Source organism: Fundidesulfovibrio putealis DSM 16056, assembly GCF_000429325.1.
Classification (GTDB): Bacteria; Desulfobacterota; Desulfovibrionia; order Desulfovibrionales; family Desulfovibrionaceae; genus Fundidesulfovibrio; species Fundidesulfovibrio putealis.
Window position 1 is genome coordinate 66,087 of record NZ_AUBQ01000003.1, and the last position, 23,540, is coordinate 89,626.

Here is a 23,540-nt window from a genome sequence, read left to right on the forward strand (position 1 = left end):
TTTCTCTAACCGCTTCGCAACCGGAGTCAAAGATAATTTACCGGAACACGCCGCCTCACGCCTTGCGCGGCGAGGATGCCGCGATGTTGTTCTCGCGCAGCAGCCTGTCCACGGTCATGTAGATGTCCGAGGAGGTGCGCGCTGCGTTGTCCAGGTCGTCCACCCAGAACAGCAGCTTGAAGGTGAGCGCGGTGTCGCCGAACGCCGTGAACTGGGCCGTGGGCTTGGGCTGGGCCAGCACGTTGGGGTGGCTTTTGGCGGCCTCCAGCAGCAGGGCGTGCACCTTGCCCGTGTCCGAGCCGTAGACCACGCCGACCTCCAGGGCGCGGCGCACGCGCCGGTCCTTGTGGGACCAGTTGATGATCCGCTGGGTGATGAGGTCCGAGTTGGGCACGAAGAGCGTGGCGTTGTCAAAGGTCTGCACCACGGTGTTGCGGATGTTCACCCGCTGCACCGACCCCCAGGTCTCGCCGATCTGGAGCACGTCCCCGGCCTGCACCGAACGCCCGAACAGCAGGATGAGCCCGGAGATGAAGTTGTTGATGATGTTCTGCATGCCGAAGCCGATGCCCACGGACAGGCCGCCCGCCACCACCGCCAGGCTTGTGAAGCTCGCGCCCACCATGCGCAGGCTGATGAGCACGTACAGGCCCCAGATCACGTAGGTGGAAATGGTCTCCAGGAGGTTCAGCACGCCGCGCTCCAGGTCCGGGCGGCGCGAGGGCAGCTCGGCTATCAGGCGGTCGGCCACGCGGGTCGCCGCGCGGGCCAGGTAGAACCCGATGAAGATGATCGCCAGGCGGGTCAGGTCCAGGCTGAAGTCGCCGTCGCCCAGGTCCGCCCCGGCCAGGGACCAGAACACGCTGCGCCCGCCCATGGCCATGGACAGCCAGAACAGGAAGGCAGCCGCCATGGCGATGGCCGTGAACGGCAGGGCCAGGCCGCCCACGAAGCTGCGCACGGCCTCCCCGGTCAGATCGGCTGCGGGCCGCGACACCGCGCGCCCCACCAGCCCGTACAGAGCCAGGCCGGCTTGCAGGAAAACCAACAGCAGAAACCACCCGATGACGATAAGAAGCGTCAGGTTCACCCAGCCAAGAAGCGCAGGCAGGCACAGCAGGGGATAGATCCATCCGGCAGCCGCGGCCACACGGGAGACAAGGTCCGCCTGCGCCGCAGCCTTGGCTTCCTGGGGAGGCGGCGCCGCGGCGTCAGCTTCAGGCGCAGCGGAGGCGGATGCGCCAACAGCGGCCCTGCGCCGCATCATCCAGCCAGCCGCGAACAGGGCCAGCACCCACACGCCGCCGCGCAACGCCTCCGGCAGCCAGGGCATCTGCAACAGCACCGCCAGGAAGAACATCCACCAGGCTGAGGCCACCGGGTTCGTTGCCGGAGCGGCTTCCCCGGCCTGCATGCGGCGCAGAAACCAGGATACGCCCAGAACGCCCCTGGCCAGGAGTATCTCGGCCACGGCGCTGGTCTCGGCGCGCACCAGCACGAAGGCTGCGCCGCCCGTGGCCCACAGGGTGGACACGCCAAGCCCCATCCAGGCCAGGCTCCCCAAGGGCTGCGTCACCTTGAAGCCAGGATAGCGCGCCTCAACGCGCTTGAGCCCGATTCCCGCCATCAGGGCCAGCAGCGCCGCCAGACCCAGAAGCCGCGCCGCCACGCCGCCGAGGCTGGATTCCCCGGCATCGAAGAGCGTGGTGTACATGGCGATCAGCCTGGGCAGGTCGGTCAGGCGCTGAGCGGCCTCCTTCCAGATCGCAACAGACAGAAAGCCCTTGCCGGGAGTGAGGTAATAGTCCTTCCAGGCTCGGGGGATGCGTTCGGTGATGGTCTGGGACAGCTTCCCGATGCCCTTGTGCAGGTCGTTTGTGGGGTTCAGGCCCTGGTCCAGCACGGTCTTCACCCGGCCCAGCTTGCCCTTCATCTTGCGCAGGTCGCCCAGGAAGTCGGCCACGGCCTTGTTGATCTCCGTGGAGGGGCCGTCCGTGGACTGGCGGGCGAACTCGCCCTCCAGTTCGGTCAGGCGCTCCTGGAAGTTCTTCATGTCCAGGTCGGCCTTGCTGAAGGGCTGGGTCACGGCGTCCACGCGGGCCTTGAGGATGTCAAGCCCGGCCAGCACCGCCCGCAACTCCATGGGGCTGGTACCCGACACGCGCGCCAGCACCATCAGTTCGTCGAGCTTCTTGCGCAGCGCCGCCAGATCCTGGCGGGTCTGCTTCACCATGCCCGGCAGCTTCTGGGACACGCCGTCCACGTAGTCTATCTGGTACTGGAGTTCCTCGTAGTTGCGCTGGAGCATCAGCTTCCAGGCGTCGTCGTCCTCGGCGTAAGCGGGAATCGCAACAAGCGACAGCAGAAAAAAACAGGCAAGCACACGAAGTATCATGGAGGGCCCTCACGGGGGGATTTGTCTTTCGAGCGATTCCTGATACCGTGCGGACAACATGACCGCAAGAAACTTGACAACCCCCATACACACCATTTCCCTGGGCTGCCCCAAGAATCTGGTTGATTCCGAGTACCTGCTGGGCGGACTGCCCGGCATAGCCAAACCCGTGGACCGGCCCGAGGACGCGCAGGTGGTCCTGGTGAACACCTGCGGCTTCATCCGCCCCGCCGTGGAGGAGTCCCTGGCCGAGATCCTGGACGCCGCCAAGGCCATCCGCGACATATCCCCCAAGCCGCTGCTGGTGGTGGCCGGATGCCTGGTGAGCCGCTATGGCGAGGACCTCAAGGCAGGCTTGCCCGAGGTGGACCTGTGGCTCTCCACCCACGAGCTGCCCGACTGGCCCGCCAAGATCGCCCTGGCCATGGGCCGCGCAGCCAACGCCGCCCCCTCGCGCATCTTCTCAAGCCCGCCCGGCTACGCCTATCTCAAGATCAGCGAAGGCTGCCGCCACGCCTGCCGCTTCTGCACCATTCCCTCCATCCGGGGAAAACTGAAAAGCCGACCCGTGGCCGAGCTGACCGCCGAAGCCAGGCAGGTGCTGGCCTCCGGGCGCAAAGAACTGATCCTCGTGGCCCAGGACCTGACCGCCTACGGCCAGGACTTCGCCGACCCCTCCAGCCTTCGCGAGCTCCTGGAGAACCTGCTGCCGCTCTCCGGCCTTGAGCGCCTGCGCCTGCTCTATCTCTACCCCGCCGGGCTCACCCCGGAGCTTCTGGACTTCATGGCCTCGGCTGGCGCGCCGCTGCTCCCTTATTTCGACATCCCGCTCCAGCACGCCCACCCGGATATCCTCAAGTCCATGGGGCGCCCCTTCGCCAAGGACCCGCGCCGCGTGATCGACCTCGTACGCTCGCGCTTCCCCGAAGCGGCCATGCGCACCAGCCTCATCGTCGGCTATCCCGGCGAGAAGCCCGCGCATTTCAATTATCTGCTGAACTTCATCCGCGAGGTGCGCTTCCAGCACCTGGGCGTGTTCGCCTTCCAGGCCGAGGAAGGCACGCCCGCCGCGTCCATGCCCGGGCAGGTCGGCCCCAAGACCCGCCAGAAGCGGCGCGAGGCCATCATGGCCGCACAGGCCGAGATCTCCGAGGAGTGGCTCTCCGGTTTCGAGGGGCGCACCATGGACGTGCTGGTGGATGCGCCGCACCCCGAATGGCCCGGACTGCACGTGGGGCGCACCTGGTTCCAGTCGCCTGAGATCGACGGCGTCACCTACGTGTCCGGACCCGGCGTCAAGCCTGGAGCCATGGTCAAGGCCGTGATCGAGGAGACGAAAATCTACGATCTGGTGGGGTTGGTCGGATAATACTGGGACTCCGTCCCAGACCCTGCCAGGGCTCTGCCCTGGACCCGCCAGGGGAGAAGCCTCCCCTGGACCCGGCTTTCCGCTTCGCGGGCAGCACCGTTCCGTTTCAGATTCACGCAGGAAAGAGCCCTGAAGCACGCAAAGCCGTGCTTCAGGGCTTTCTTATCTCAAGAGTGAGATTCTTGGCGGTGGCTGGGGCTGGCGGCTACCACGGTCGGGTTCTGGCGGGCGGGCGACGAATCGTCTTCAAATCGGTTCTAGCCCGCTCGCCAGGACACGGACGGGACAGCCGCCAGCTCCAGCCACTCCCCCCCAAGCCCAAGCCTCCCGCACACGACGCGAAGCCCATTGAGGGTCCAGGGGGATCATCCCCCTGGCGGGTCCAGGGCGGAGCCCTGGTGGGGCCAGAAACTCCGGCCTGAAGCGAAGCCCCAGAAACTCCTGCCCGAAGCGAAGCCCCGGCATCGCTGCTATTTCTTTTTGCTCTTCTTGCCTTCCTTCACCTCGCCGACCAGGGGTTCGGCAGCGGTTTCAGTCCCGGCGTTCTCCTGGGCAAAGGGGGCGACATCGCACGGGACTTCGACCACCTCGATAATTTCAACCACTTCGGGATCGCAGGGCGGCGACTCGGGCTCGACGGCGGAGATGGTGATCTCGTCAGGGGCGGCCATTTCGGCGCGCTCTTCCCACTTCACGGCGATTTCCAGCTTCTGCTTGCCCTTCTTGACCGCAGCTTCGATGGTGAAGTCCATGGGGCCGGAGGTCTTGAGGGTGACGAACTCGCCGCCTTTCTGCAGGCAGACGGTCCCGGCCTTGACGCTCTTGGCCATGTCTTCGAGAAGCTGCGCCAGGGATTGGGGGTCCATGCTTCCTTTCAGGGAAATGCTCGACTTGCTCATGGTGATTCTCCTGCGGCTGGTGCCGTGTTGTTGTTCTGGGGGACGGCCACGAAAAATCAGCCCGAGGCTGATTCATCCTGGGCGCGGTTTGTCCCGTCGGGGTCGGCGGGAGTGTTGTCGGGAGCCTGTGCCTCGCCGTGCTTTGTACGCCTGGACTTTCCCTCGCGGCGCATCTCGTCCATTTTCTTCTCGGCCTTGTTGATGAATTTCTCCAAAGCTTTGTTCACGGCTGTGTCCACATCGAGTCGTTTGTCGTAGTGTTTTGCTTCAGTTTTCAGGTGCTCGATCCGCTCGGCGATGTCAGAATATATGTTGAAAATCATGCGTTTAATCTCTCGATCTTTCTTGAAGATGGACATGCTGGCCTCCAGATTGTGTACGAAATATGTACACTGATACACTTGGCGCGAGGCCTCTGTAAAGTGGCGGGGCTTGACCTGGGGCTCCGTCGGGTCCATCCCTGCCAACTAAGGAGCAGCCAATGAACAAGACAGCTGAGTTGATTTTCCGGGCGGCGCTGGTGATTCTGCTGGCCGCCTTCGTCTGGGGATATCTGGAGGGGCGCGACATCGGGCGCTACGCCTATTTTCGCGACGGGGATCTGGAGTTCGTGCTGGATACCACCACCGGCGTGATCTACCAGGGCGGCTACTCCATGAACCACCTGACCGGCCAGGAAGGACCGGTGAAGAAGTAGGGGGCAGGCGCGCCTGCGGTCAGGTCGCGGCGGAACGGGCGCGGGCCGAGTGGTCAGGCGCTTTTCCTCGGGCGGGCAGTGTCATCGGTTTCGACGCGCAGGCTGCCTTCGCGTTCGGCCAGGCGCTGCTTGGCCTGGGAGTAGTATTCCACCTGCATGGAGTGAATGACCCGCGCCAGGAGCTCGCAGCCGTTCTTGTCGAGCGGCTTCCAGAAGGGTTTGGGGCCGGCCATGCGCGCGGCCAGAAACTGGATGCCAAGTTCAGGGCGCGAGGTCCCTTCCGTGCGGCAGTTGCAGACTTTGGCAACGAACATGTGCTTGGTTTGCTTGTCGAAGGCGCTGCCGGAAAACACCAGCTGCACGATGACCTTGCGCCCGGTCTCCAGCCAATCCTTGTTCTGGGCCAACACGCGCGGCGCGAGGGAAAGCCGCACGCCTCCTGCGGAGATGTTGCGGACGGCCTTGTGGGTCTCATCGGCGGAGGCGGGCAGGTCCAGGATCACGTGATGGTGCAGCGAGACCTTCCGGGTGTCGTCCTGGTTCCTGTGGACTCCCCACAGGACCAGCGAGGGCAGGTGCTTGCGGTGCGGCTTGATGCGGACGTTGCGGCGTTGTTCCAGGGCGATGATGTCCCGGGGCACCGCCACCGTGATGGTCTTCCTGTCTTTTCCCGCCTGGAGGATGCGGCTGCGGAACTTGTGCAGCAGCGGCGGTTTGGCCGGGTCGGTCTGGAGCAGGAAGCGGAACAGGAAGACCTTTTTCTCCCAGCTTTCCCTCACCATGAAAAACGGCGTAGCGCTGGTCAGGACCATTGCGTCCTTGCTGCATGATCTGAGGCTCAGGAAGTGGTGGTGGCTGCGTTCCCTGTCCTGCTGGATTTCCAGCTGGAACACGGCCTGCTGGGCGGCAGCCGAGGACAGGGTTTTGAGAACGCCGGGGTCGGTTTTGACCAGGGCCAGCCTGATGCCGGAAAAGAGGCGCGACAGGGTACGACGTATATTTGCCGCCAGAGGGTACGTATGGCCGCAATATGCACTGGACTCGTTACAGTTGCGGGGTCTGGCAGTGACGCTTGTGCGCTCTCGGGCGGATGGGGGAGGCAGGAGCCGAAACGGAGCGCGCAGGCCGCGCGCTCCGTGCCGGGGAAAGGCTGCTGTGGTGATCGTGAAGGCAGGGATCTGCTTTCACGGATAGGACGACCGCTTGGCCTGGGGCGGGGCCATGAGCCATGGGCGCAGCCTTGGAAGGTGCGCCCACGGTTCTAGTTGTTGATGCGCCAGGTGCCGTCGGGCTGGCGGCAGGCCGTGCCCTTGCCGACTTCCTTCTTGCCATCGATGTAGATGGTCGAAGTGAACTCGCGGCAGGGGGTGTTGCCGGTCTCGTAGGTGCGGGTCGGTGTGAAAGTGTTTTCGCTGTTGGTGTTGGGGTTGCGCCAGGTGACGGGCCTGTTGTCGCGGGTGTTCTCCAGGGCGTAGGCCGCCTGCTTGCGGTCGTAGTCGTCCCAGAGGCTGCCCAGGTAGCCGCCCACTGCCGCGCCTACGACAACGCCCAGGAGCGTGCCCAACACCCTGGCCGTGGGATCGCTGCCGCCGATGGCCTGTCCGGCCACGGCTCCGCCTGCTCCGCCCACCACCATGCCCACGTCGCGCTTGCGGATGGTTCCGTCGTCGGCGCACGCCGCCAGAAACTGTATACAGAATGCAAAAAGAACTAACCTGGCCACATGCTGCATGACCTTCCTCCTCGAACGTAGATGGGCGGGGTGATAACAGTGGTGCAACGTTTTGGCTACTGAAAGGATGTTCATGATCGCGCGGAAATAGCGACACTGCACTTTTTCAGAAACCCCGTCGGATTGTAGCTCATCTTGGCCTTGCGCAGCCCCTCGTCGCCCAAGTCCTGTTCGCGGTTCACGAACTCGAAGTCCTGGCCCTGCTGCTCCATGAACATCTGGTTCACGGCCTGGTACACGCCTTTGAAGCCGGTGTGGCCCTTCTCGAAGTGGATCACCAGCATGGAGTCGTCCAGGGCCTCGGCCACGGTATAGGCGATCATGCGCCCTTCCACGCGGATGGCTCCTCCCAGGAGGTTGGGCAAACGGTCCCAGTCCTTCACCACGCGGGCGATGGCCCGGTTCTCGGCCACCAGGGTGGCGTCGCACTCGGCCTCGCGCCACTGGCACCATTCCAGCTGCATCTGGAGCACTTCCTCGATGCAGTCGGCGGTGAGGGGGTGGTAGTCGTAGTCGTAGGTTTTCATGAACTGCGACAGCAGGTTCTTCTTCTTGTGGAAGCGGTTGCCGGACAGTTTGGTCAGCTCCTGAACGGAGTAGACGTAGTCCCAGTGTTCGCGGGCGTCCTGGGACTGCACCTGGCCCGGAAGCGTTTCCTGCCAGATCTGAGCGAGGCGCTCCGGCACGCGGATGAAGGACCCGCCCCCGGCCAGGGTGGGGCAGCGGCTCCAGTCCACGGAGTCCCACGGGCCGACGGGGGCCCAGTAGACGGTGTCGGGACGGGTCTGGCGCAGCCAGACGTGGGAGTCGCCGAAGGACCACTCCAGGCCGTATTCCTCGCACCAGCCCCACAGGTTGGCGAAGGAGTAGTCGGACACTTTCTGCGGGCATTTGGACAGCCGGGCAAGGTACTCGGCCTGGCCGTCCAGCGAGAGAGGCATATATGCTTTAGTCACGGGAATTCCTGGGTTTAATCATGGAAAACCTGGCCCAGTCCTTGAACTGGAAGATAAAGAGCAGGGCCGAGGCCTGAAAGATCTGGGAGACCAGCATGGAAAGCCATACTCCGTCGGCGGTGCCCCAGGCCTTCCAGCCCAGCCACCAGGCAACGGGCAGGCGCACCACCCAGATGGACAAACCGAATATGGTCAGCGTGTACACCGTGGCCCCGGCCCCGGTCAAAGCCCCGGCCAGGATCATCCCGGTGCAGGTGAAGGGAATGGCCAGCAGGTTGTAGCGCAGGTAGCTCTCGGTCTGGGCGGCCACTGCCGCGTCCGGGGCGAACAGCCAGGAGAGTTCCGGCAGGAACGGCCACAGGCAGACGGCCATCAGGCTCATGATGACGACGCCCAGGCCCCAGATGCGGTACCCCATGCGCTTGGCTTCGGCGGCGTCGCCGCTGCCCAGGGCGTGGCCCACCAGGATGGAGGCCGACAGGTTGAAGGCGAAGGCGGGCAGGAAGATGCCCGACTCCACCTTGGAGCCCCCCGCGAATCCTGCCAGAGCTTCCACCCCGCCCGAAGGCAGCCCGCCCGTGATGGACAGGAGCACCAGATACCCCGTGTGCCACACCACCTGCATGAGCCCCGACGGCCAGGCCACCCGGAACACGTAGCGCCAGGCCACCCGCGACCAGCGCCAGGCGGGGACCATGGTCCGGCTGACCAGGCCGGCCCGGGCCAGGAGCATCAGGTTGCAGCACAGGCCGATGGCCATGGCCCAGAAGGTGCTCCAGGCCACGCCCATGTAGCCCATGTCCGGCATGCCCCACCAGCCGAGCCCCAGCCCGAAGTCCAGCCAGGCGTTCACCACGCACCCAAGGCCCATGGCATACAGCGGAGCCATGACCATCTTGTGGGAGCGCAGCACCGCGTTGGTCAGCAGGAACAGGTAGTTGATGGGCAGAAGCCACAGAAACAGGCCCAGGATGTCGCGGGCCGGGCCGTAGACCTCGGCGGGGACGTTCAGCAGGGAAAGGAACACGTCCTTCAGAAGCAGTCCGCAGACCACGATGACTCCGGACAGCGCCACCCCGGAGATCAGGCACAGGCCGCCAAAGCGCGCGGCGCGCAGTTTCTTGCCCGCGCCCAGCGACTGGCTGAGCGCCGCCACCGAGCCGTTGGCCACGGCGATGGCCACGGTCAGGAAGAAGAACAGGGCCTGGCTCACCAGGCCCATGGCCGCCTGGGCTTCCCTGCCGATGCGCCCGCACACGTACACGTCGGCCACGCCGATCAGGAACTGGAAGACCATCATCAGGATCTGGGGCCAGGTGAGCCGCCAGATGGAGCGGTAGGGCGTGGAGGCGTCTATGTTCATGGGCGTCCAGGGGTACGTAAGGCCGGGGGCCGGGTCAACGGGGATTTGGCGGGGCCTTGTGCGGGAGTTACAGTTATGTTAGCCCGTGCATAGATATGTTAATACAGACATAGGGGGCAAGATGGACACGGTAAATCCCACGCTCCGGCTGCACCTCTGGCTGGAGACTTCCGGTGGGATGCTCATGGGGCTTGGCCGGGCGGAGCTCTTGCTGCGCATCCAGGAGAGCGGGTCGCTCAATCAGGCGGCCAAGGCCATGGGCATGTCCTACCGGGCGGCCTGGGGCAGGCTCAAGGCCAGCGAGGCCATCGCCGGGGAACCGCTGGTGGAGAAGGCCCTTGGACACAGGGGCTTCGTGCTCACCCCGCTGGGGGAGAGGCTGGCCCAGGCGTTCTCGGCATGGCACGCCGACGTGGAAGGATACGCGCTGGCGCGGGCCGGGGAGGTCTTCCCCTGGCCGGTGAAACCCTTTGAAGAGCAAGGAGCGAGGAGTGCTGATGCATGCGACGGTCTGCAACCTGACGCGTGAGGAGTATCTTAAGCGCATCACCGAGTTCCACAACTACGCCGCGCCGGGCCTCCTTGTGGGCGGCTTCATGGTGGACGCGGCCCGGCGGGAACTGCCGGAGGGGACGCTCTTCGAGGCCCTTTGCGAAACGCAGGCCTGCCTGCCCGACGCGATCCAGCTGTTCACGCCCTGCACGGTGGGCAACGGGTGGCTTCGCATCCACGACCTGGGCCGCTACGCGCTGACCCTCTACGACAAATACACCGGCAAGGGCTTCCGCACTTTTCTCGACCCTTCCAAGTTCGGGCCTTTCCCCGAGATCGAAGGCTGGTTCCTGAAGCGTAAGGCCAAGAAGGACCAGGACACTGCCGTGCTGCAGGAAGAGATCTTCTCGGCGGGAGACTCCATCCTGACCACCCGCGCCGTGGAGGTCAGCCCGGCCTTTCTCGGCAAATATTCCAAGGGCGACATCGCCGTCTGCACCGTCTGCGGCGAGGCCTATCCCTCCAAGCACGGCAGCGTCTGCCTGGGCTGCACCGGGCGCGACCCCGTGGTGCGGGCAGCTGTCAGGCCGTGCCTGCACGCCGTCCCCGTGGAGGAGGCCGTGGGCCGCCAGGCCCTGCACGACATGACCCAGGTGGAGCCGGGCAAGTCCAAGGACGCGGCCTTCACGCGCGGCCAGACCTTCGGCGCCCAGGATCTGTGCCGCCTGCAACGCATGGGCCGCATGCACGTGTACGTGGCCGGTGAGGACAACTCCGCCGAAGGGTTCATCCACGAGGACGACGCTGCCAAGGCCCTGGCCGAGGCCCTGTGCCGAAACGGGGCAATGGTCCAGGCCGGTCCCCCGCGCGAGGGCAAGATCACCCTGCTGGCGCAGCGCGACGGCCTGTTCACCGTGGACCGTGACCGCCTTGCAGCGCTGAACGCCCTGGCCGACGTGGCCCTGTCCGTGCGCCACGACGGCACGGTGGTGAAAAGCGGCCAGCCCGTGGGTGGCGTGCGCGCCATCCCGCTCTTTCTCGGGCAGGACACTTTGGAGCGGGCCATGCGCCTGGTTGACGCCGGTGCCGGAGCGGGAGCGATTGCCGAGGTGCGCCCCATGCGCGCAGCCAAGGCCGGTGCGCTCATCACCGGGACAGAGGTGTTCACCGGACTCGTGGAGGACAAATTCGCGGACGTGCTGTCCGCAAAACTCAAGGCGCTGGGCTCGGAGCTGGCCGAGGTGCACTTCGCCCCGGACAACGCCGCCGAGATTGCCGCCGGAGTGCGCGAACTGCTGGACGCCGGGTGCGACCTGGTGCTGACCAGCGCCGGCATGAGCGTGGACCCCGGCGACGTGACCATGCAGGGGCTCGTGGACGCGGGCGTCACGGACGTGCTGTTCGGCATGCCGGTGCTGCCCGGAAACATGACGCTTCTGGGGCGCATCGGCAGCGTGCCCGTGATGGGCGTGCCCGCCTGCGCGCTGTTCCACGCGGTCACCAGCCTGGACCTGTTGCTGCCCAGGGTGCTGGCCGGGCAGAGCATCACCCGCGCGTTTCTGGCCCGCATGGGCCACGGCGGGTTCTGCCTGAACTGCGCCCGCTGCACCTTCCCGCACTGCCCCTTCGGCAAATAGCGAGAATTCCGCCGGTCGCGCGTCCGTGATCTCAGCTTGCATTACAGGCGGGATTACGGGCGCGCGAACAGGGCCTGGTAGGAACCGTCCGCCTTCATGTCCCGCAGGGCCTTGGCCACAGCCTCCACGATGGGGGCATGCTTGCGGTTGAGGTAGAGGTACATCTCGCGTTTCGCCAGGGGGGGCTGCAAAACCCTGGCTCCTTGGACGTCCAGCTCCCGGATGAAGTGTTCCCCGCCGAAGCGCTCGTAGATGATGACGTCCACCCGCTTGGCCTTGAGCAGGGCGAAGAGCTGCTGGGGCGTGGCCACCTTGGTCAGTTGGGCGGCCTTCACGTTCTCGTCGAGAATCTTCCATCCCTGAATGTATCCCACGCTGTACTTGCCGAGGCTCTCCCAGCCGTTCACCTCCACGGCGGGGTCCAGGGCGAAGGCCGTGAACTCGTAGGCCATGTTGCTCTCGGGCACCTGGATCAGGTCGGGGTAGCTCTTCTCAAGGCCCGCGATGCGGTTGTTGTCGCCGTCGATGCCTCCGGAATTGGCCTCGGCCAGCGCGCGCTCGCTGGGCAGCGTCACGAAGCGTACCCCCATGTTGATGCGCAGGAAGGCTTCGCGCTGCAGGCGGTCCAGCATGCCGTTGCCGTCGGGCGTGCTGAGGGGCGGGGCGATGGTGGTCCCTATGGTGAGCGGCTGCCAGGACTGTGCATGCGACGGGGACCACCATGTCGCGGCAAGGGCCAGCAGGACGGCTGCGATCGTATTTCTCATTGTTACCTCTTCCGGGCTGTTCTCTACGCGGGGCCGATCCCGGGCTCGAAGCCCGGGATCGGCAATAGGGAGACCAAGCCGGGCGGTCCTTCGGCAGAAGGATTCTTATTACGTATATACGGAATGCCACGACTTGCGTTTCCCGGCAAGTCCAAAACGGTCTCGCCCTCGCGTGCGGCCGGCACGGCCCGATTGCCCCCGGACGGCGAAAGGGATAAACCTCTTCCATGCTTCTCAGCCTGAAGATCGCCCTGCTGGCTCTCTCCACCCACAAGCTGCGCACCGTGCTGGCCATGCTCGGGGTGTTCCTGGGCGCCCTGGCCTTGACGGGGGTGCGCCATGTCTCCAAGGCCATGGTGCGCCAGGCCGAGATCGAGGTGGAAAAGCTCGGCCCAAACCTGTTCGCGGTGATGGCCGGACAGGTGCGTTTCAGCCGGGGCGGCGCTGCCCGCACGGCAGGCGGGGCCAGCACCTTTCAGTTCGAGGACGCCCAGGCCGTGATCCGTTCCCTGCCGGGTGTGGTGAAGGCAGTTCCCGTGGTGCTGCGCACCATGCCGGTGCGCTTCGGCAATGTGAAGATCCAGTCCCAGATGGTAGCCACCTGGCCCGAGTATACAGGTGTGAGGAACGTCCAGCCGGACCTGGGGCGCTTCTTCACTCCGGAGGAGGAACGCGAGCGGGCCAAGGTGGTGGTTCTGGGGCTCAAGATCGCGCAGCGGCTGTTCGGCGACCCGCAGAAGGCGGTGGGGCAGGTGGTGTACGTGTACCGGGCCGGGCTGGTGGTGGTGGGCGTCATGGAGGAGAAGGGCTCGGACATTTCCGGCACGGACCAGGACGAGCAGATTTTCGTGCCGCTCTCCACCTACATGCGGCGCATGGCCAACCAGACCTGGGTGACCGGCGTCTTCCTCCAGATGGCCGACGGCACCGACTACGCCCGGACCAAGGTGGCCGCCACGGCCATCATGCGCGCCCGCCACAACATCGTGGGCGGCAAGCGCGACGATTTCTCCGTGCTCACCGCCGAGGACACCATGCAGCTCAAGCAGCAGGCCCTGGACCTGGTGGACGTGCTCGGGCTCATAAGCTCCACCCTGAGCTTCGCCGTGGGAGGGTTGGGCATCCTGTCCATCATGATCCTGCTGGTGCGGGCCAGACGCCTGGAGATCGGCGTGCGTCGGGCCATGGGCGCGCGCAAGTCCGACATCATCCGGCAGTTCCTGCTGGAGTCGGGCATGATGAGCGCTGTGGGGGGCGGGGCCGGAGTGCTGGCTGCCCTGGCGCTACTGACCGTGGTCTACGCCCTGGGGAGCTTCCCCTACGTCTACGACGGATGGCTCATCGCGCAGGCCCTGGCCGGGTCTGCCCTGCTGGGGCTGATTGCCGGGGCCTACCCTGCCTGGCAGGCAGCCAACGTGGAAGTGCTTCAAGTGCTTCGCGGCAAGGGGTAGCCGGAGCGGCTAGTCCTTCTTCACGGCGTCGATGCGCCAGCGCTCGAATCCCTTTTCGCTCACCAGGCTGGCAGTGTGCATCCCGAACACGCCAAGGAGCCCCCGCACCAGGCTTTGCAGCCCGAACAGGGTGGGCTTGTCCGGTGGCGTGCGCAGGAACGCCTGCACCACCTCAGTGAGCTTGCCCTGCGTGTCCGCCTCCAGCCCCCGGAAGCGCTGGAAGGAAGCCAGGGCCATGCCCGCATCCACCACGAACTCCACGCTTGGCAGGGCAGCGCCCTGGCGCAGCATCTGCGCGGTCTGGCGGAAGCGCGCGTCCAGGTCTGCGCCCTGCTGGTCCGGGGCGATCTCCATGAGCAGCGCCTGGACGTACCAGTCCAGGGCCGCGTCAAAGAGCGCCTGATAGGTGTTGCGAAGAGCCGGGTCAGTGTTGCGCAGGAACGAGGGGCGGGAAAATTGCGGGTGGACCTTCTCGGCCAGCAGGGCGTGCCCCATCTCGTGCAGATAGCGCTCGAACGCGGGCTCCTTGTGGGCGGATTCCCTGGGCCACTGGACCACGTGGACCTTGCGGACCGGGTCGGAGTGCACCTCGAACTCGGAGTGCATGAACTCCTCCTCCACGGGCCATTCGAAGCGGGCCAGCAGGCGGTCCATGACCTCCTTGCGGGCTGCGGAGCGGGCTCCCGCATTGGGGCGCTTGGCCAGGATCACAGCAGGTGCTCCCCGGTCTGGATGCCGTGGGCGCGGTGGTCCACCACCCCGGCCACTTCCAGGGGGCGGGCCGGGGCCAGCCCCTGCTTGCCGGAGAGGTCCACGCTGACCGGATGGATGGGGGTCAGGTCCTGGTCGAAGACCACGGTGATCTTGGGGCGAAGCGGCGTGTCGGGGTTGGATTCTGACACCACGGCGTACTCGCCGGTGCTCATGCGCACCAGGCTCCCGGCAGGGTAGACGCCCAGGCACTTGATGAAGCGTTCCAGCAGCGCAGGCTCGAAGTCGCGCCCGCGCAGGGCGTACATGACGCTCATGGCCTTGTCCGGCAGGAGGCGTTCCTTGTAGGGGCGCTTCTGGGTGAGGGCGTCGAACACGTCGGCGATGGCCAGGATGCGCCCGAAGAAACACTGCTCGGGACCTTTGAGTCCGCGAGGATACCCGGAGCCGTCGTGGCGTTCGTGGTGTTCGGCGATCCCCCGGAGCACGTGCGCGGGCAGGGCCGCATTGACCGAGAGCACGGAGCAGCTCTCGATGGGGTGGCGTTTGACGCGTTGGTATTCCTCGTCCGAGAGCTTGTCGGGCCTCTCAAGAAGGTCGCGCGGGGTGAGCGCCTTGCCCACGTCGTGCAGCAGGCCGGCAACGGCGAGCTCGGTCACCTGGGTGCGGTTCAGGCCCAGGAAGTCGCCGAACGCGGCGGCCAGCACGGAGACCCCCACGCCGTGGCGGATGTGGTAGCCGCCCGCGTCGTGGAGCCTGCTCAGGCAGATCAGGGCGTCCCGGTTGCGGGAGACGCTGGCGGCGATGTCGCGCGCGGCGTCCAGGCTGTGCTGAAGTTCCAGGGGCACGCCCGAAGCCACGGCCTCCATGGCGTAGCGCAGCGATGTGAGCGAGCGTGAATGTATCTCGCCAGCGGTCTGCAGCTCGGAAGCCAGGGGGACGCATTTGTTGGTGGGCATGAACAGGGGCGAGTCCCGCAGTGCGTCGGCCATGGCGCGGTCCACTGTGGCCTTGTCGTAGATGCGCTGCGTGTCGCGGCGTACCTGATCCCTGTCGGTCTCGATGAAAACCTCGGAAAAGCCCTCGGCGCGGATGGCCTTGATGCTCTCTTCGGATTCGATGGCACCCTCGGTGCTGTACAGATAGGGATGGTCGAGCCAGGAAAGGCCCGTGTCCACCACGTACATGCCTACTTGAAGGTCGAAGACGCGTATCTTTTTCAGCATGGACCGTTCCGGGCGGAGGTGATGGCCAACGCGCCGCGCCTCTTCTGCATGGTGCGCCTGATGCGGAAGAGGGCGGCCTGCATTCCGGCAACGAACCTGTATGCCGGCCGAAATGGAACGCGCTTTTCTGTACTCCTGTTTCTACAGTGAGTGCAAGTGTCCGTGCGCGTCCTCGTCGGGCGAGGCGCGGGCAAAAAAAAGCCCCCCGAAGGGGGGCTGGAGGGGAGGAACCTCCAGCCCCAGGGAGTGGCTCTGAAGGGCCTTGCGGCCCGCTTGCGGACTTATTCCCAGGAAAGGGTCAGGGTGCGCTTGCCCCATTGCAGGGCAGCCGCGTGGTCGTTCCCGAAATAAATGTCGATGGTTTTGGAATGGCGGGGGCTCATGAGGTCCATGACCTTGTATTCGCCCTCCAGCCCGGCGATGCGTACGGTTTTATCCAGGCTCAGGCCGTGCTCCGCGATCAGGTCGGGGGAGACGGCGATGGCGCTGACGTCAGGGGTGAGCAGGTCGCCGTTGGCGGCGCGCGGCAGGGCCTTGCCCGCCTTGCCGGACTTGCCCACGCTCCTGGCCGTGTAGGCCATGGCGGTTACGGTAAGGCTCTTGTCGGAGCGTTTGGGCAGGCTGAACAGCTTGGTAGGGGAGCAAGACAGGTTGGCTGCGTCTTGTTCCACCAGGCAGGCAGTCTTTTTGGCGCAACCCGGGAGGAAGGCAATGCCTAAGGCCAGGGCCAGCGGAGCCCAGGAAAAGGAACCGGTAGAGGCGTTTTTTGTGGATACGCCCTGAGGTTCGGTGTATCCTGTCAAATTAATCATGGTTGCTGATTTAGCAGGATGCTCCACCCTGGGCAAGGCGGACGCGGGAATATGGACAAGTTTTCATCTTTGAAAGCCAACGGGCCGGATGCCCCCCGACGTCCTGTCCGGGAAACAGAAACCCGGCTGACATGGCGTCAGCCGGGTTCGAGCCCTTGGAAGGGATTGATCGCAGATTTGCTTGGTGCGTCTAAGCGGATGCCGAGTAGTAATCGTAGAGGGCGTCCGTTTTCTTTGAGAGCGGCTCCGTGAAGGAAATACCCATTTCGTAGTCGTTGTGCCAGGCCACAGTGTAGTAGACGCCCTGAAGGTAGGGCTGCTCGTAGTAATCGTCCTTTATCTTGCCGTACATCCCGTATGTGTCGTAAGCCGGGGCATCGCTGAGTTTGAGGCGTGCCCCGCCGGAGCTGATATCCACCAGTCTTGCGGAGTAGTACATTCCGTCTATTTCGACGGTGCAGTCGTAGTTGTTAGCGTGATAATTCACTCCGACCCTGTCGTAACGCCTGCGCTCTTCCATGGTGCCTCCTATGTCATACTAGACGGTGAAGCCGTGCTGTCGGTCTCCTGCCTCGGATCGAAAGAAGCAAAAAAATCAAGCAAAATGTGCTCCAAAGGATTAACCTGGAAAAATCACTTCATTTCATCGAGTTGGCTGATACCTCTTCGATCCTGGGTGTAAGAAATCGGCACAGGCGTCGGATGTGTTTACATATTTGCGTTGCGGTGCCTGGTCAGGCGAACCTGCCCGCGATGGCCGCCCCGCATGATGGGCAGGCTCCCTGCCCGGCGGCCATGTCGGTCACGCTGAAGCCGGAGCGGCTGAGCACCTGCCTGCCGCAGCCGGGGCAGAAGGTCGCGTTGTGCGGGTCTCCCGGCACATTGCCCAGGTACACATACTCAAGCCCGGCGTGCTTTCCGGCGGTCCAGGCCCTTTCCAGGGTCGATGTCGGCGTGGACGGGCGATCTTGCAACTCGAAGGTGGGGTGGAAGCGCGACAGATGCCAGGGGGTGGACTTGCCCAGCTTCTCCGCGATGAACGCGGCCATGGCGGCCAGCTCCTGGTCGGAGTCGTTCAGGCCGGGGATCACCAGCGTGGTCACTTCCAGCCACCAGCCCAACTCGCGGATACGGGCCAGACTGGCCTTCACCGGCTCAAGCCTGGCCTGGCAGACCTTTTCATAAAATTGCGGCGTGAAGGCCTTGAGGTCCACGTTGGCCGCGTCGATCAGGGGAGCCAGTTCGTCCAGGCACTGCGGGCTCATGAAGCCGTTGGACACCATCACGTTGGCCAGCCCCTTCTCCTTGGCGAGCTTTGCCGTGTCCTGCATCAGCTCGAAGAACACGGTCGGCTCCGAATAGGTGTAGGAGATGCTGCGGCAGCCTGCGTCCAGCGCGGTCTGGACCAGGAGCTCCGGCGTGACGGGGTGTCCCTGGACGGCTTTGCCCTGGCGGGGCGGCTGGGAGAGGGTGTAGTTCTGGCAGAAGGAGCAGCCAAGGTTGCAGCCCATGGTGCCGAAAGACAGGGAGCGGGTGCCGGGCAGGAAGTGATACAGCGGCTTCTTCTCGATGGGGTCGATGTTGAGGGCCGCCGCCCGGTCGTACACCAAGGTGTAAAGCTGTCCGTTCTGGTTGACGCGTACGCCGCACCTGCCGCGTTCGCCGGGATCGACCACGCAGAAGTGCGAACACAGGCGGCACTGGACCTGATTGTCCTTGAGCGGTTTCCAAAGCCTGGCCGGGTGCATGGCAAACCTCCATGGCTGAGGTGTGGGCGCGTTTCAGCGTCCGGGGCTACGGATGGACCGGCGCTTTCCCCGGAACCTGGGGAGCGGGGCGGGGCTGCTGTTGCGGCACGGGCACCGGGATTACGGGACCGCCGGAGTTCGGGGGGCGCTGCCCGTATCCCTGGTTGTTCACCTGAGGGATGACGTAGATCGGCCCCAGTTCCGGAACCTCCTGCTGGCGCTTGGGTTTGGCCTCGATGACCATCTCGTTGTCGCCGCGCTCGTTCACGCCGGAGCGCATGCGGTCCGGGTTGCCTATGGTCACGTCACGCCGGGGCTCGTCGTCGTCCTGGGCCAGGGCCGCAGGCGCGCCGTACCACGCGCAGGCCGCCGCAGCCAGCGCCAGAAACAGCGCGAGACGGCTGATTTTATCAAACATGTTCAACCTCCTTGAATTCCGACCCCGGAAGGCTTAAGAGAGTGTGATTAGATTCGAAGGAGCATCCCCCCTATGAGCGACCGCGCCGAGGCTTACCGCCGCGCAGGAGTGGACATCGTCGCCGCGGGCGAACTGGTGAACCGCATCAAACCCCTGGCCCAGGCCACGTTTACCAAGGGAGTTATCACCGATATAGGCGGTTTCGGCGGCCTTTTCAAACTCGATCTGCAAGGCTACGAGCATCCGGTGCTTGTGTCCTCCACCGACGGCGTGGGGACCAAGCTCCTGCTGGCGTTCGAGTTCGACGGGCACTCCACCGTGGGCATCGACCTTGTGGCCATGAGCGTGAACGATATCCTGGTGCAGGGCGCAAAACCCCTGTTCTTCCTGGATTACTTCGCCACCGGCAAGCTTGAGGTGGACGTGGCCGAGCGCGTGGTCAAGGGCGTGGCCCACGGCTGCACCGACGCCGGATGCGCCCTGCTTGGCGGCGAGACCGCAGAAATGCCTGACTTCTACCCCCCCGGCCACTACGACCTGGGCGGGTTCTGCGTCGGCATCGTGGACAACGCCAAGATCGTGGACGGTTCGTCCATCGGCATCGGCGACGCGGTCATCGGCATAGCCTCCTCCGGCCCGCACTCCAACGGCTACTCGCTCATCCGCAAGATCCTGGGCGAGAGCGGCCTCACCGCCTCCGACGTGCTGCCCGGCACCGGCCAGACCGTGTCCCAGGCGCTTCTGGCCCCCACGCGCATCTACGTGAAGAGCGTGCTCAACCTGCTGCGCGATTTCCCCATCAAGGGCATGGTGCACATCACCGGCGGCGGCTTCTACGAGAACATCCCCCGCATCCTGCCGCGCGGCGTGGCCGCCCACCTGGCCATGGACAACTGGCCCATGCCCCCGGTGTTCAGCTGGCTGAAGGACGCCGGAAAGCTCTCCTGGCCGGAGATGCTCCAGACCTTCAACTGCGGCGTGGGATACGTGCTGGTGGTGGACAAGACCCTGGCCGAGGATGTGCTGAACAGGCTGAAGGCCCTGAACGAGAACGCCTGGCTTCTGGGCGAGATCGAGAAGCTGGCCACGCCCGAGTCCGAGCGCGTGGTGGTGGACGAGCCGACCATCTCCAACTGTCAGATTTAGATACTGTCTGGTTCCAGATAAGCAAGGCCCCCTGCGCGAGCAGGGGGCCTTTTTGTTGTCACTGACAAGGAGAAGGGAGGAAACTAGTCGTCACCCTCGCCCAGGTACGGGTTGAAGTAGCCGTACTTCAGCCACGGGCAGCGCTTGCGCAGGCGCTTCATGAAGTTCGCGAGCCCCATGCTGGCCCCGAACCCAAGGCCCGAGCCCGCCACGATGGAGGCGTAGAGCTCCGGGTCCAGGTTGAGGTTTCGCATCTGCACGAAGTCGGTCCTGGTGCGTTCGATCAGGTCCCCAAGGGCCGCCAGTTCCTCTTCGGTGTCGCTCACGCCCGGATGGTACAGGAAGTTGAGGCTCACGAAGAGTCCGGCACCCTTGGCCAGCTCTACGGTGCGGGCCACGTCCTCGAACGTGTAGCCCTGCGGGCGGGTGTAGGCCGCGTAGAGCGGGGCGCGGGCGCTGACCATGCTCACGCGCATGGAATTGAACCCCGCCTCGGCAAGCGACGCGACAACATCGGGCAGGCTGCCGTTGGTGTTCACGTTCACCGTGCCCTTGCCGCCGCGCGAGCGGTACAGCTTCGTGGCCTCGGCCAGAAGCGCCGCCTCGGTGAGGGGCTCGCCCTCGCACCCCTGGCCGAAGCTGAGGATGGGCCGGTCGGCGCGTTCCGAGTGGGCCAGCATCACCTGGCAGACTTCCTCGGGCGTGGGCTTGAAGGCGATGCGGTTCTGGGTGGACGGGAACCCGCTGCCTTCTTCCTGGAGGCTCAGGCACCCCACGCAGCGCGCGTTGCAGGAGCGCGACGTGGGCAGCGGGGCCTCGAAGCGCCCCAGCGCCAGGTTGCGGGCGGCCGGGCAGCAGGAGGTCAGGGCGCACCCGGCCAGATGGCTGATGAGCCGGTTCTTGGGGAAGCGGTTCATCAGCGAGCGCGCCCCGGCGGTGATGCGTTTGGGCTGCACGCCGGTGAATATCTGGCGCGGGTCCTGGTCCACGCGCTTGGCGCAGACGTAGAAGCGGTCGTTGGCGAACCCCACCGCGCCGTAGGCGAAGAGGGGCAGGGTGGGCGCGCCTGCGCGCGATTTGTAGGCCGTGGTGGCCGAGAGGGTATGGCCGGGCGAGACGAAAGCCGCCACAGCCAGGTCTTCCAGCTCCTCGACCTCGCCGGATTCCGGGTCCAGGCCCAGGGCGGAGCGTCCGGGCAGCAGGAACAGCTCGCTCTCCGGCGGCATGGGCATGAGCTCGTCCGGGCGCGGCAGGCCCAGCTGATCGCCCCGGCGCACCAGCATGTCCAGTTCCGGGTGGTCGTAGATGTTGCCTTCGGCGTCGGCGAAGACGAGCTTGGGGCGGATTTTGTCTGATGCCATGCGGCCTCCTGATGTCGCGAGTGTAGCCTGATACCTGGCGGCAAGTGAAGCCGGGGATTTGTTCCGGCCTGCCCTGCGTGCGGCCAACGCGAAAAGGGCCATCCCTTTCGGGACGGCCCTTGGCAGTCTTCGGTCTTCCAGCGATTAACGCTTGGAGTACTGGAACCTGGCGCGGGCGCCGCGCTGGCCGTACTTCTTACGCTCTTTGGCGCGGGCGTCGCGGGTGAGCAGGCCGGCCTTCTTGAGCACGGGCCTGAACTCCGGGTCCACCTGGAGCAGAGCGCGGGAGATGCCGTGGCGCAGGGCTTCGGCCTGTCCCGAGATGCCGCCGCCGTCCAGGGTGGCGTTCACGTCGAACTTGCCCATGGTGCGGGTCAGGTTGAAGGGCTGGCGAACGATTCCCTGCAGCGCGCTGCGGGGGAAGTATTCGTCGACGGGGCGGCCGTTGATCAGGATCTGGCCGGTACCGGGGATCAGGCGGGTGCGCGAAACAGCGGTCTTGCGACGGCCGGTTCCGTAGAAGAATTCGGTGCTCATGTTCTGCTCCGTTAATTAGGCCAGCGGCTTGGGCTGCTGGGCGGCGTGGGGATGCTCGGTACCGGAGTACACCTTGAGCTTCTTGAGCATCTGCCGACCCAAACGGTTCTTGGGAAGCATGCCCTTGACGGCCTTGATCAGCACCTGGTCGGGCTTGGTGGCCATCATGTCCTTGAGGACGGTTTCCTTCAGGCCCCCGATCCAGCCGCTGTGGCGGTAGTACATCTTCTGGTCGAGCTTGCGGCCGGTGACCTTCACCTTTTCGGCGTTGACCACCACCACGAAGTCGCCCGCATCCATGTGGGGAGCGAATTCGGGTTTGTGCTTGCCGCGCAGACGCTGGGCGATCACGCTGGCCAGACGGCCAAGGATCTTGTCCTGTGCATCCACGATCACCCAATCACGGGTGATTTCCTTGCTGCTCGGGCTATATGTCTTCATTGCGAAATGTCCTCCATGCGACTGGGAAGAGGAGTCCTTTACGGACTTGCATCCTCCATGTCAACACCCGGCCGCATTTTTTTCTCGCCTTGAGCTTTGTCCGGGGGGAAGGTAGTTACAACCTATGCCAAACGTACGCAAGAGTCTTCTTCAGCTTATTTTCTCCGGTTCGTCCATGAAACGCTGGAACGACAAGCTCCGCCCGGCTGAACTCATGGAGGTGGACAAGCAGGCCCACAAGATGATGGTGGCCTGGGTGCTCTTCCTGCTCAACTCGCGCGACATGGGGCCTGACGAGCGGGCGGACCTGGGCACGCGCATCGTGGAGGGGGGCATCTTCGACTACCTCTACCGGCTGGTGATAACCGACATCAAGCCGCCCATCTTCTATAAGATAAAGGAGAACCCGGCCCACTACCGCCAGCTGACCGATTGGGTGCTGACGGAGCTCGAGCCGCGCGTGCGCAGCATGGGCGAGCCCTTCTGGGAGCGCCTCAAGGATTACATCTCCAAGCCCCACGAGCAGGGCATGGACAGGAGCATCCTCTCCGCCGCGCACCTGTATGCCAGCGGCTGGGAGTTCAACCTGATAAAGGCCATGAACTCCCACGACACGGAGCTCATGGAGATCGAGGATTCCTTCCGCAACGGCCTGGAACGCCACAGCAGCCTCAAGGGCGTCCCCGAACTCAAGGAAGGGCTGTTCGGCCAGTCGCGCACGCCCATCGGGCACTTCGCCCAGGTGTGCGGGCAGCTGCGCTTCCAGAAGCGCTGGTCGCAGACCCCGCGCATCCCTGAAACTTCGGTGCTGGGCCACATGTTCATCGTGGCCTGCTTCTCCTATTTCTTCGCCCTGTCCGTGAAGGCCTGCCCGGTGCGCGCGCAGAACGACTTTTTTGGCGGCCTGTTCCACGACCTGCCCGAGCTCCTGACGCGCGACATCATCTCCCCGGTGAAGCAGTCCGTGGAGCAGATCGGCGACCTCATAAAAGAGTACGAGGAAAAGGAGCTGGAGCGCGTGATCCTGGACCCGCTGCGCCGTGGCGGCTACGGCGAGCTGGTGGAGCGGCTGTCGTTCTTCCTGGGTCTGTCCATAGGCTCGGAGTTCTCCGCATGCGCCCTGGTGGGCGGAGTGGTGCGCAAGGTGGACTCCATGGAGCTTCAGGTGCAGTACAACTCGGACGAATTCGACCCCAAGGACGGCGATCTCCTCAAGATGTGCGATTCCCTGGCGGCCTTTCTGGAAGCCTACACCGCGCTCAGGAACGGCATCGCCTCGGACCAGTTGCAGCAGGGGCTGTGGCGCATCCGGAGCAAGTACGCGTCCACGGTACTTCTGGGGCAGGTGCACGTGGGGGCGCTGCTGGCGGACTTCGATTAGC

Annotated in this window: 24 protein-coding genes; 7 read left to right on the forward strand and 17 right to left on the reverse strand. The window is 64.9% G+C overall.

Features of this window, described 5'->3' with window-relative positions; translation table 11 throughout:
* Positions 1-55 precede the first annotated feature (55 nt).
* A complete protein-coding gene (locus tag G453_RS0100325) occupies positions 56-2,395 on the reverse strand; it encodes a mechanosensitive ion channel family protein (RefSeq protein ID WP_084502006.1) in 2,340 nt (779 codons plus the stop codon).
* A 73-nt stretch (positions 2,396-2,468) separates the two neighbouring features.
* Between G453_RS0100325 and rimO the strand changes: the two genes are divergently transcribed.
* Positions 2,469-3,764 carry a 30S ribosomal protein S12 methylthiotransferase RimO gene (rimO, locus tag G453_RS0100330; RefSeq protein ID WP_407635541.1) on the forward strand — a complete coding sequence of 432 codons (1,296 nt, stop codon included), beginning with the start codon at positions 2,469-2,471 and terminating at the stop codon, positions 3,762-3,764.
* Positions 3,765-4,234: 470 nt separating this feature from the next.
* Here the strand turns inward: rimO and G453_RS0100335 are convergent, their stop codons facing one another.
* Complete coding sequence (locus G453_RS0100335) at positions 4,235-4,663, reverse strand: amphi-Trp domain-containing protein (RefSeq protein ID WP_027189417.1); 429 nt, start codon at positions 4,661-4,663, stop codon at positions 4,235-4,237.
* A 56-nt stretch (positions 4,664-4,719) separates the two neighbouring features.
* The gene (locus G453_RS0100340) at positions 4,720-5,022 is read right to left on the reverse strand and encodes a hypothetical protein (RefSeq protein ID WP_027189418.1); all 303 of its coding nucleotides are present in this window, start codon (positions 5,020-5,022) and stop codon (positions 4,720-4,722) included.
* 122 nt (positions 5,023-5,144) lie between these two features.
* Here G453_RS0100340 and G453_RS0100345 point away from each other — a divergent pair, with 122 nt between their 5' ends.
* On the forward strand, positions 5,145-5,360 hold the full coding sequence (locus G453_RS0100345; protein ID WP_027189419.1) for a hypothetical protein: 216 nt from the start codon (positions 5,145-5,147) through the stop codon (positions 5,358-5,360).
* Positions 5,361-5,413: 53 nt separating this feature from the next.
* Here the strand turns inward: G453_RS0100345 and G453_RS0100350 are convergent, their stop codons facing one another.
* From G453_RS0100350 to G453_RS0100365, 4 genes are all read right to left on the reverse strand, one after another.
* Positions 5,414-6,253: a PilZ domain-containing protein gene (locus tag G453_RS0100350; protein ID WP_027189420.1), complete on the reverse strand. Its 840-nt coding sequence runs from the start codon at positions 6,251-6,253 to the stop codon at positions 5,414-5,416.
* Between the two features lie 368 nt (positions 6,254-6,621).
* Positions 6,622-7,092 carry an RT0821/Lpp0805 family surface protein gene (locus G453_RS0100355; RefSeq protein ID WP_027189421.1) on the reverse strand — a complete coding sequence of 157 codons (471 nt, stop codon included), beginning with the start codon at positions 7,090-7,092 and terminating at the stop codon, positions 6,622-6,624.
* A gap of 71 nt (positions 7,093-7,163) precedes the next feature.
* Positions 7,164-8,048, reverse strand: coding sequence for a DUF2156 domain-containing protein (locus G453_RS0100360; RefSeq protein WP_027189422.1), 885 nt, complete (start codon positions 8,046-8,048; stop codon positions 7,164-7,166).
* Positions 8,041-9,411: an MATE family efflux transporter gene (locus G453_RS0100365; protein WP_027189423.1), complete on the reverse strand. Its 1,371-nt coding sequence runs from the start codon at positions 9,409-9,411 to the stop codon at positions 8,041-8,043. Before G453_RS0100365 ends, G453_RS0100360 begins: the two co-directional genes overlap by 8 nt.
* Before the next feature lie 121 nt (positions 9,412-9,532).
* Here G453_RS0100365 and G453_RS21560 point away from each other — a divergent pair, with 121 nt between their 5' ends.
* Entirely contained in the window at positions 9,533-9,940 is a 408-nt protein-coding gene (locus G453_RS21560; RefSeq protein WP_051271297.1) for a winged helix-turn-helix domain-containing protein, read from the forward strand.
* A complete protein-coding gene (locus G453_RS0100375) occupies positions 9,909-11,540 on the forward strand; it encodes an FmdE family protein (protein WP_043643874.1) in 1,632 nt (543 codons plus the stop codon). Before G453_RS21560 ends, G453_RS0100375 begins: the two co-directional genes overlap by 32 nt.
* A 53-nt stretch (positions 11,541-11,593) precedes the next feature.
* On the opposite strand, the gene G453_RS0100380 is transcribed toward G453_RS0100375, so the two are convergent.
* Complete coding sequence (locus G453_RS0100380; RefSeq protein WP_027189425.1) at positions 11,594-12,307, reverse strand: substrate-binding periplasmic protein; 714 nt, start codon at positions 12,305-12,307, stop codon at positions 11,594-11,596.
* 227 nt (positions 12,308-12,534) lie between these two features.
* On the opposite strand from G453_RS0100380, the gene G453_RS0100385 reads away from it, so the two are divergent.
* Positions 12,535-13,758, forward strand: a complete 1,224-nt coding sequence (locus G453_RS0100385) for an ABC transporter permease (RefSeq protein ID WP_027189426.1) — start codon at positions 12,535-12,537, stop codon at positions 13,756-13,758.
* A 9-nt stretch (positions 13,759-13,767) separates the two neighbouring features.
* Here G453_RS0100385 and G453_RS0100390 read toward each other — a convergent pair whose 3' ends face one another.
* The 6 genes from G453_RS0100390 to G453_RS0100420 all read right to left on the reverse strand — a co-directional run bounded on the left by G453_RS0100390 (position 13,768) and on the right by G453_RS0100420 (position 18,673).
* A complete protein-coding gene (locus G453_RS0100390; protein ID WP_027189427.1) occupies positions 13,768-14,469 on the reverse strand; it encodes a hypothetical protein in 702 nt (233 codons plus the stop codon).
* Complete coding sequence (locus tag G453_RS0100395) at positions 14,466-15,695, reverse strand: HD-GYP domain-containing protein (RefSeq protein ID WP_027189428.1); 1,230 nt, start codon at positions 15,693-15,695, stop codon at positions 14,466-14,468. The genes G453_RS0100390 and G453_RS0100395 overlap by 4 nt, the downstream gene beginning before the upstream one ends.
* Before the next feature lie 281 nt (positions 15,696-15,976).
* Entirely contained in the window at positions 15,977-16,507 is a 531-nt protein-coding gene (locus G453_RS25800; protein WP_051271299.1) for an RlpA-like double-psi beta-barrel domain-containing protein, read from the reverse strand.
* 190 nt (positions 16,508-16,697) lie between these two features.
* Positions 16,698-17,027 (reverse strand): PilZ domain-containing protein, encoded by a 330-nt coding sequence (locus G453_RS0100410; RefSeq protein WP_027189429.1) that lies wholly within the window; start codon positions 17,025-17,027, stop codon positions 16,698-16,700.
* 214 nt (positions 17,028-17,241) lie between these two features.
* Entirely contained in the window at positions 17,242-18,255 is a 1,014-nt protein-coding gene (gene amrS / locus G453_RS0100415) for an AmmeMemoRadiSam system radical SAM enzyme (protein WP_027189430.1), read from the reverse strand.
* Between the two features lie 46 nt (positions 18,256-18,301).
* On the reverse strand, positions 18,302-18,673 hold the full coding sequence (locus G453_RS0100420; RefSeq protein WP_027189431.1) for a hypothetical protein: 372 nt from the start codon (positions 18,671-18,673) through the stop codon (positions 18,302-18,304).
* A 72-nt stretch (positions 18,674-18,745) separates the two neighbouring features.
* Here G453_RS0100420 and purM point away from each other — a divergent pair, with 72 nt between their 5' ends.
* Entirely contained in the window at positions 18,746-19,819 is a 1,074-nt protein-coding gene (gene purM, locus G453_RS0100425; protein ID WP_027189432.1) for a phosphoribosylformylglycinamidine cyclo-ligase, read from the forward strand.
* 83 nt (positions 19,820-19,902) lie between these two features.
* On the opposite strand, the gene G453_RS0100430 is transcribed toward purM, so the two are convergent.
* The 3 genes from G453_RS0100430 to rplM form a co-directional block, all read right to left on the reverse strand.
* On the reverse strand, positions 19,903-21,180 hold the full coding sequence (locus tag G453_RS0100430; RefSeq protein ID WP_027189433.1) for a radical SAM protein: 1,278 nt from the start codon (positions 21,178-21,180) through the stop codon (positions 19,903-19,905).
* Between the two features lie 144 nt (positions 21,181-21,324).
* Positions 21,325-21,717 (reverse strand): 30S ribosomal protein S9, encoded by a 393-nt coding sequence (gene rpsI / locus G453_RS0100435; protein ID WP_027189434.1) that lies wholly within the window; start codon positions 21,715-21,717, stop codon positions 21,325-21,327.
* A gap of 15 nt (positions 21,718-21,732) precedes the next feature.
* Positions 21,733-22,158 carry a 50S ribosomal protein L13 gene (rplM, locus tag G453_RS0100440; protein WP_027189435.1) on the reverse strand — a complete coding sequence of 142 codons (426 nt, stop codon included), beginning with the start codon at positions 22,156-22,158 and terminating at the stop codon, positions 21,733-21,735.
* A 124-nt stretch (positions 22,159-22,282) separates the two neighbouring features.
* On the opposite strand from rplM, the gene G453_RS0100445 reads away from it, so the two are divergent.
* Positions 22,283-23,539 (forward strand): HD domain-containing protein, encoded by a 1,257-nt coding sequence (locus G453_RS0100445; protein WP_027189436.1) that lies wholly within the window; start codon positions 22,283-22,285, stop codon positions 23,537-23,539.
* Position 23,540: the final 1 nt, after the last annotated feature.

Coding starts and splice junctions, on each gene's coding strand:
- G453_RS0100325 (WP_084502006.1), bottom strand. CDS start 2,395: ATGATACTTCGTGTGCTTGCCTGTTTTTTTCTGCTGTCGCTTGTTGCG.
- G453_RS0100335 (WP_027189417.1), bottom strand. CDS start 4,663: ATGAGCAAGTCGAGCATTTCCCTGAAAGGAAGCATGGACCCCCAATCC.
- G453_RS0100340 (WP_027189418.1), bottom strand. CDS start 5,022: ATGTCCATCTTCAAGAAAGATCGAGAGATTAAACGCATGATTTTCAAC.
- G453_RS0100345 (WP_027189419.1), top strand. CDS start 5,145: ATGAACAAGACAGCTGAGTTGATTTTCCGGGCGGCGCTGGTGATTCTG.
- G453_RS0100355 (WP_027189421.1), bottom strand. CDS start 7,092: ATGCAGCATGTGGCCAGGTTAGTTCTTTTTGCATTCTGTATACAGTTT.
- G453_RS0100365 (WP_027189423.1), bottom strand. CDS start 9,411: ATGAACATAGACGCCTCCACGCCCTACCGCTCCATCTGGCGGCTCACC.
- G453_RS21560 (WP_051271297.1), top strand. CDS start 9,533: ATGGACACGGTAAATCCCACGCTCCGGCTGCACCTCTGGCTGGAGACT.
- G453_RS0100375 (WP_043643874.1), top strand. CDS start 9,909: ATGCATGCGACGGTCTGCAACCTGACGCGTGAGGAGTATCTTAAGCGC.
- G453_RS0100380 (WP_027189425.1), bottom strand. CDS start 12,307: ATGAGAAATACGATCGCAGCCGTCCTGCTGGCCCTTGCCGCGACATGG.
- G453_RS0100385 (WP_027189426.1), top strand. CDS start 12,535: ATGCTTCTCAGCCTGAAGATCGCCCTGCTGGCTCTCTCCACCCACAAG.
- G453_RS0100395 (WP_027189428.1), bottom strand. CDS start 15,695: ATGCTGAAAAAGATACGCGTCTTCGACCTTCAAGTAGGCATGTACGTG.
- G453_RS25800 (WP_051271299.1), bottom strand. CDS start 16,507: ATGATTAATTTGACAGGATACACCGAACCTCAGGGCGTATCCACAAAA.
- G453_RS0100410 (WP_027189429.1), bottom strand. CDS start 17,027: ATGGAAGAGCGCAGGCGTTACGACAGGGTCGGAGTGAATTATCACGCT.
- amrS (WP_027189430.1), bottom strand. CDS start 18,255: ATGCACCCGGCCAGGCTTTGGAAACCGCTCAAGGACAATCAGGTCCAG.
- G453_RS0100420 (WP_027189431.1), bottom strand. CDS start 18,673: ATGTTTGATAAAATCAGCCGTCTCGCGCTGTTTCTGGCGCTGGCTGCG.
- purM (WP_027189432.1), top strand. CDS start 18,746: ATGAGCGACCGCGCCGAGGCTTACCGCCGCGCAGGAGTGGACATCGTC.
- G453_RS0100430 (WP_027189433.1), bottom strand. CDS start 21,180: ATGGCATCAGACAAAATCCGCCCCAAGCTCGTCTTCGCCGACGCCGAA.
- rpsI (WP_027189434.1), bottom strand. CDS start 21,717: ATGAGCACCGAATTCTTCTACGGAACCGGCCGTCGCAAGACCGCTGTT.
- rplM (WP_027189435.1), bottom strand. CDS start 22,158: ATGAAGACATATAGCCCGAGCAGCAAGGAAATCACCCGTGATTGGGTG.
- G453_RS0100445 (WP_027189436.1), top strand. CDS start 22,283: ATGCCAAACGTACGCAAGAGTCTTCTTCAGCTTATTTTCTCCGGTTCG.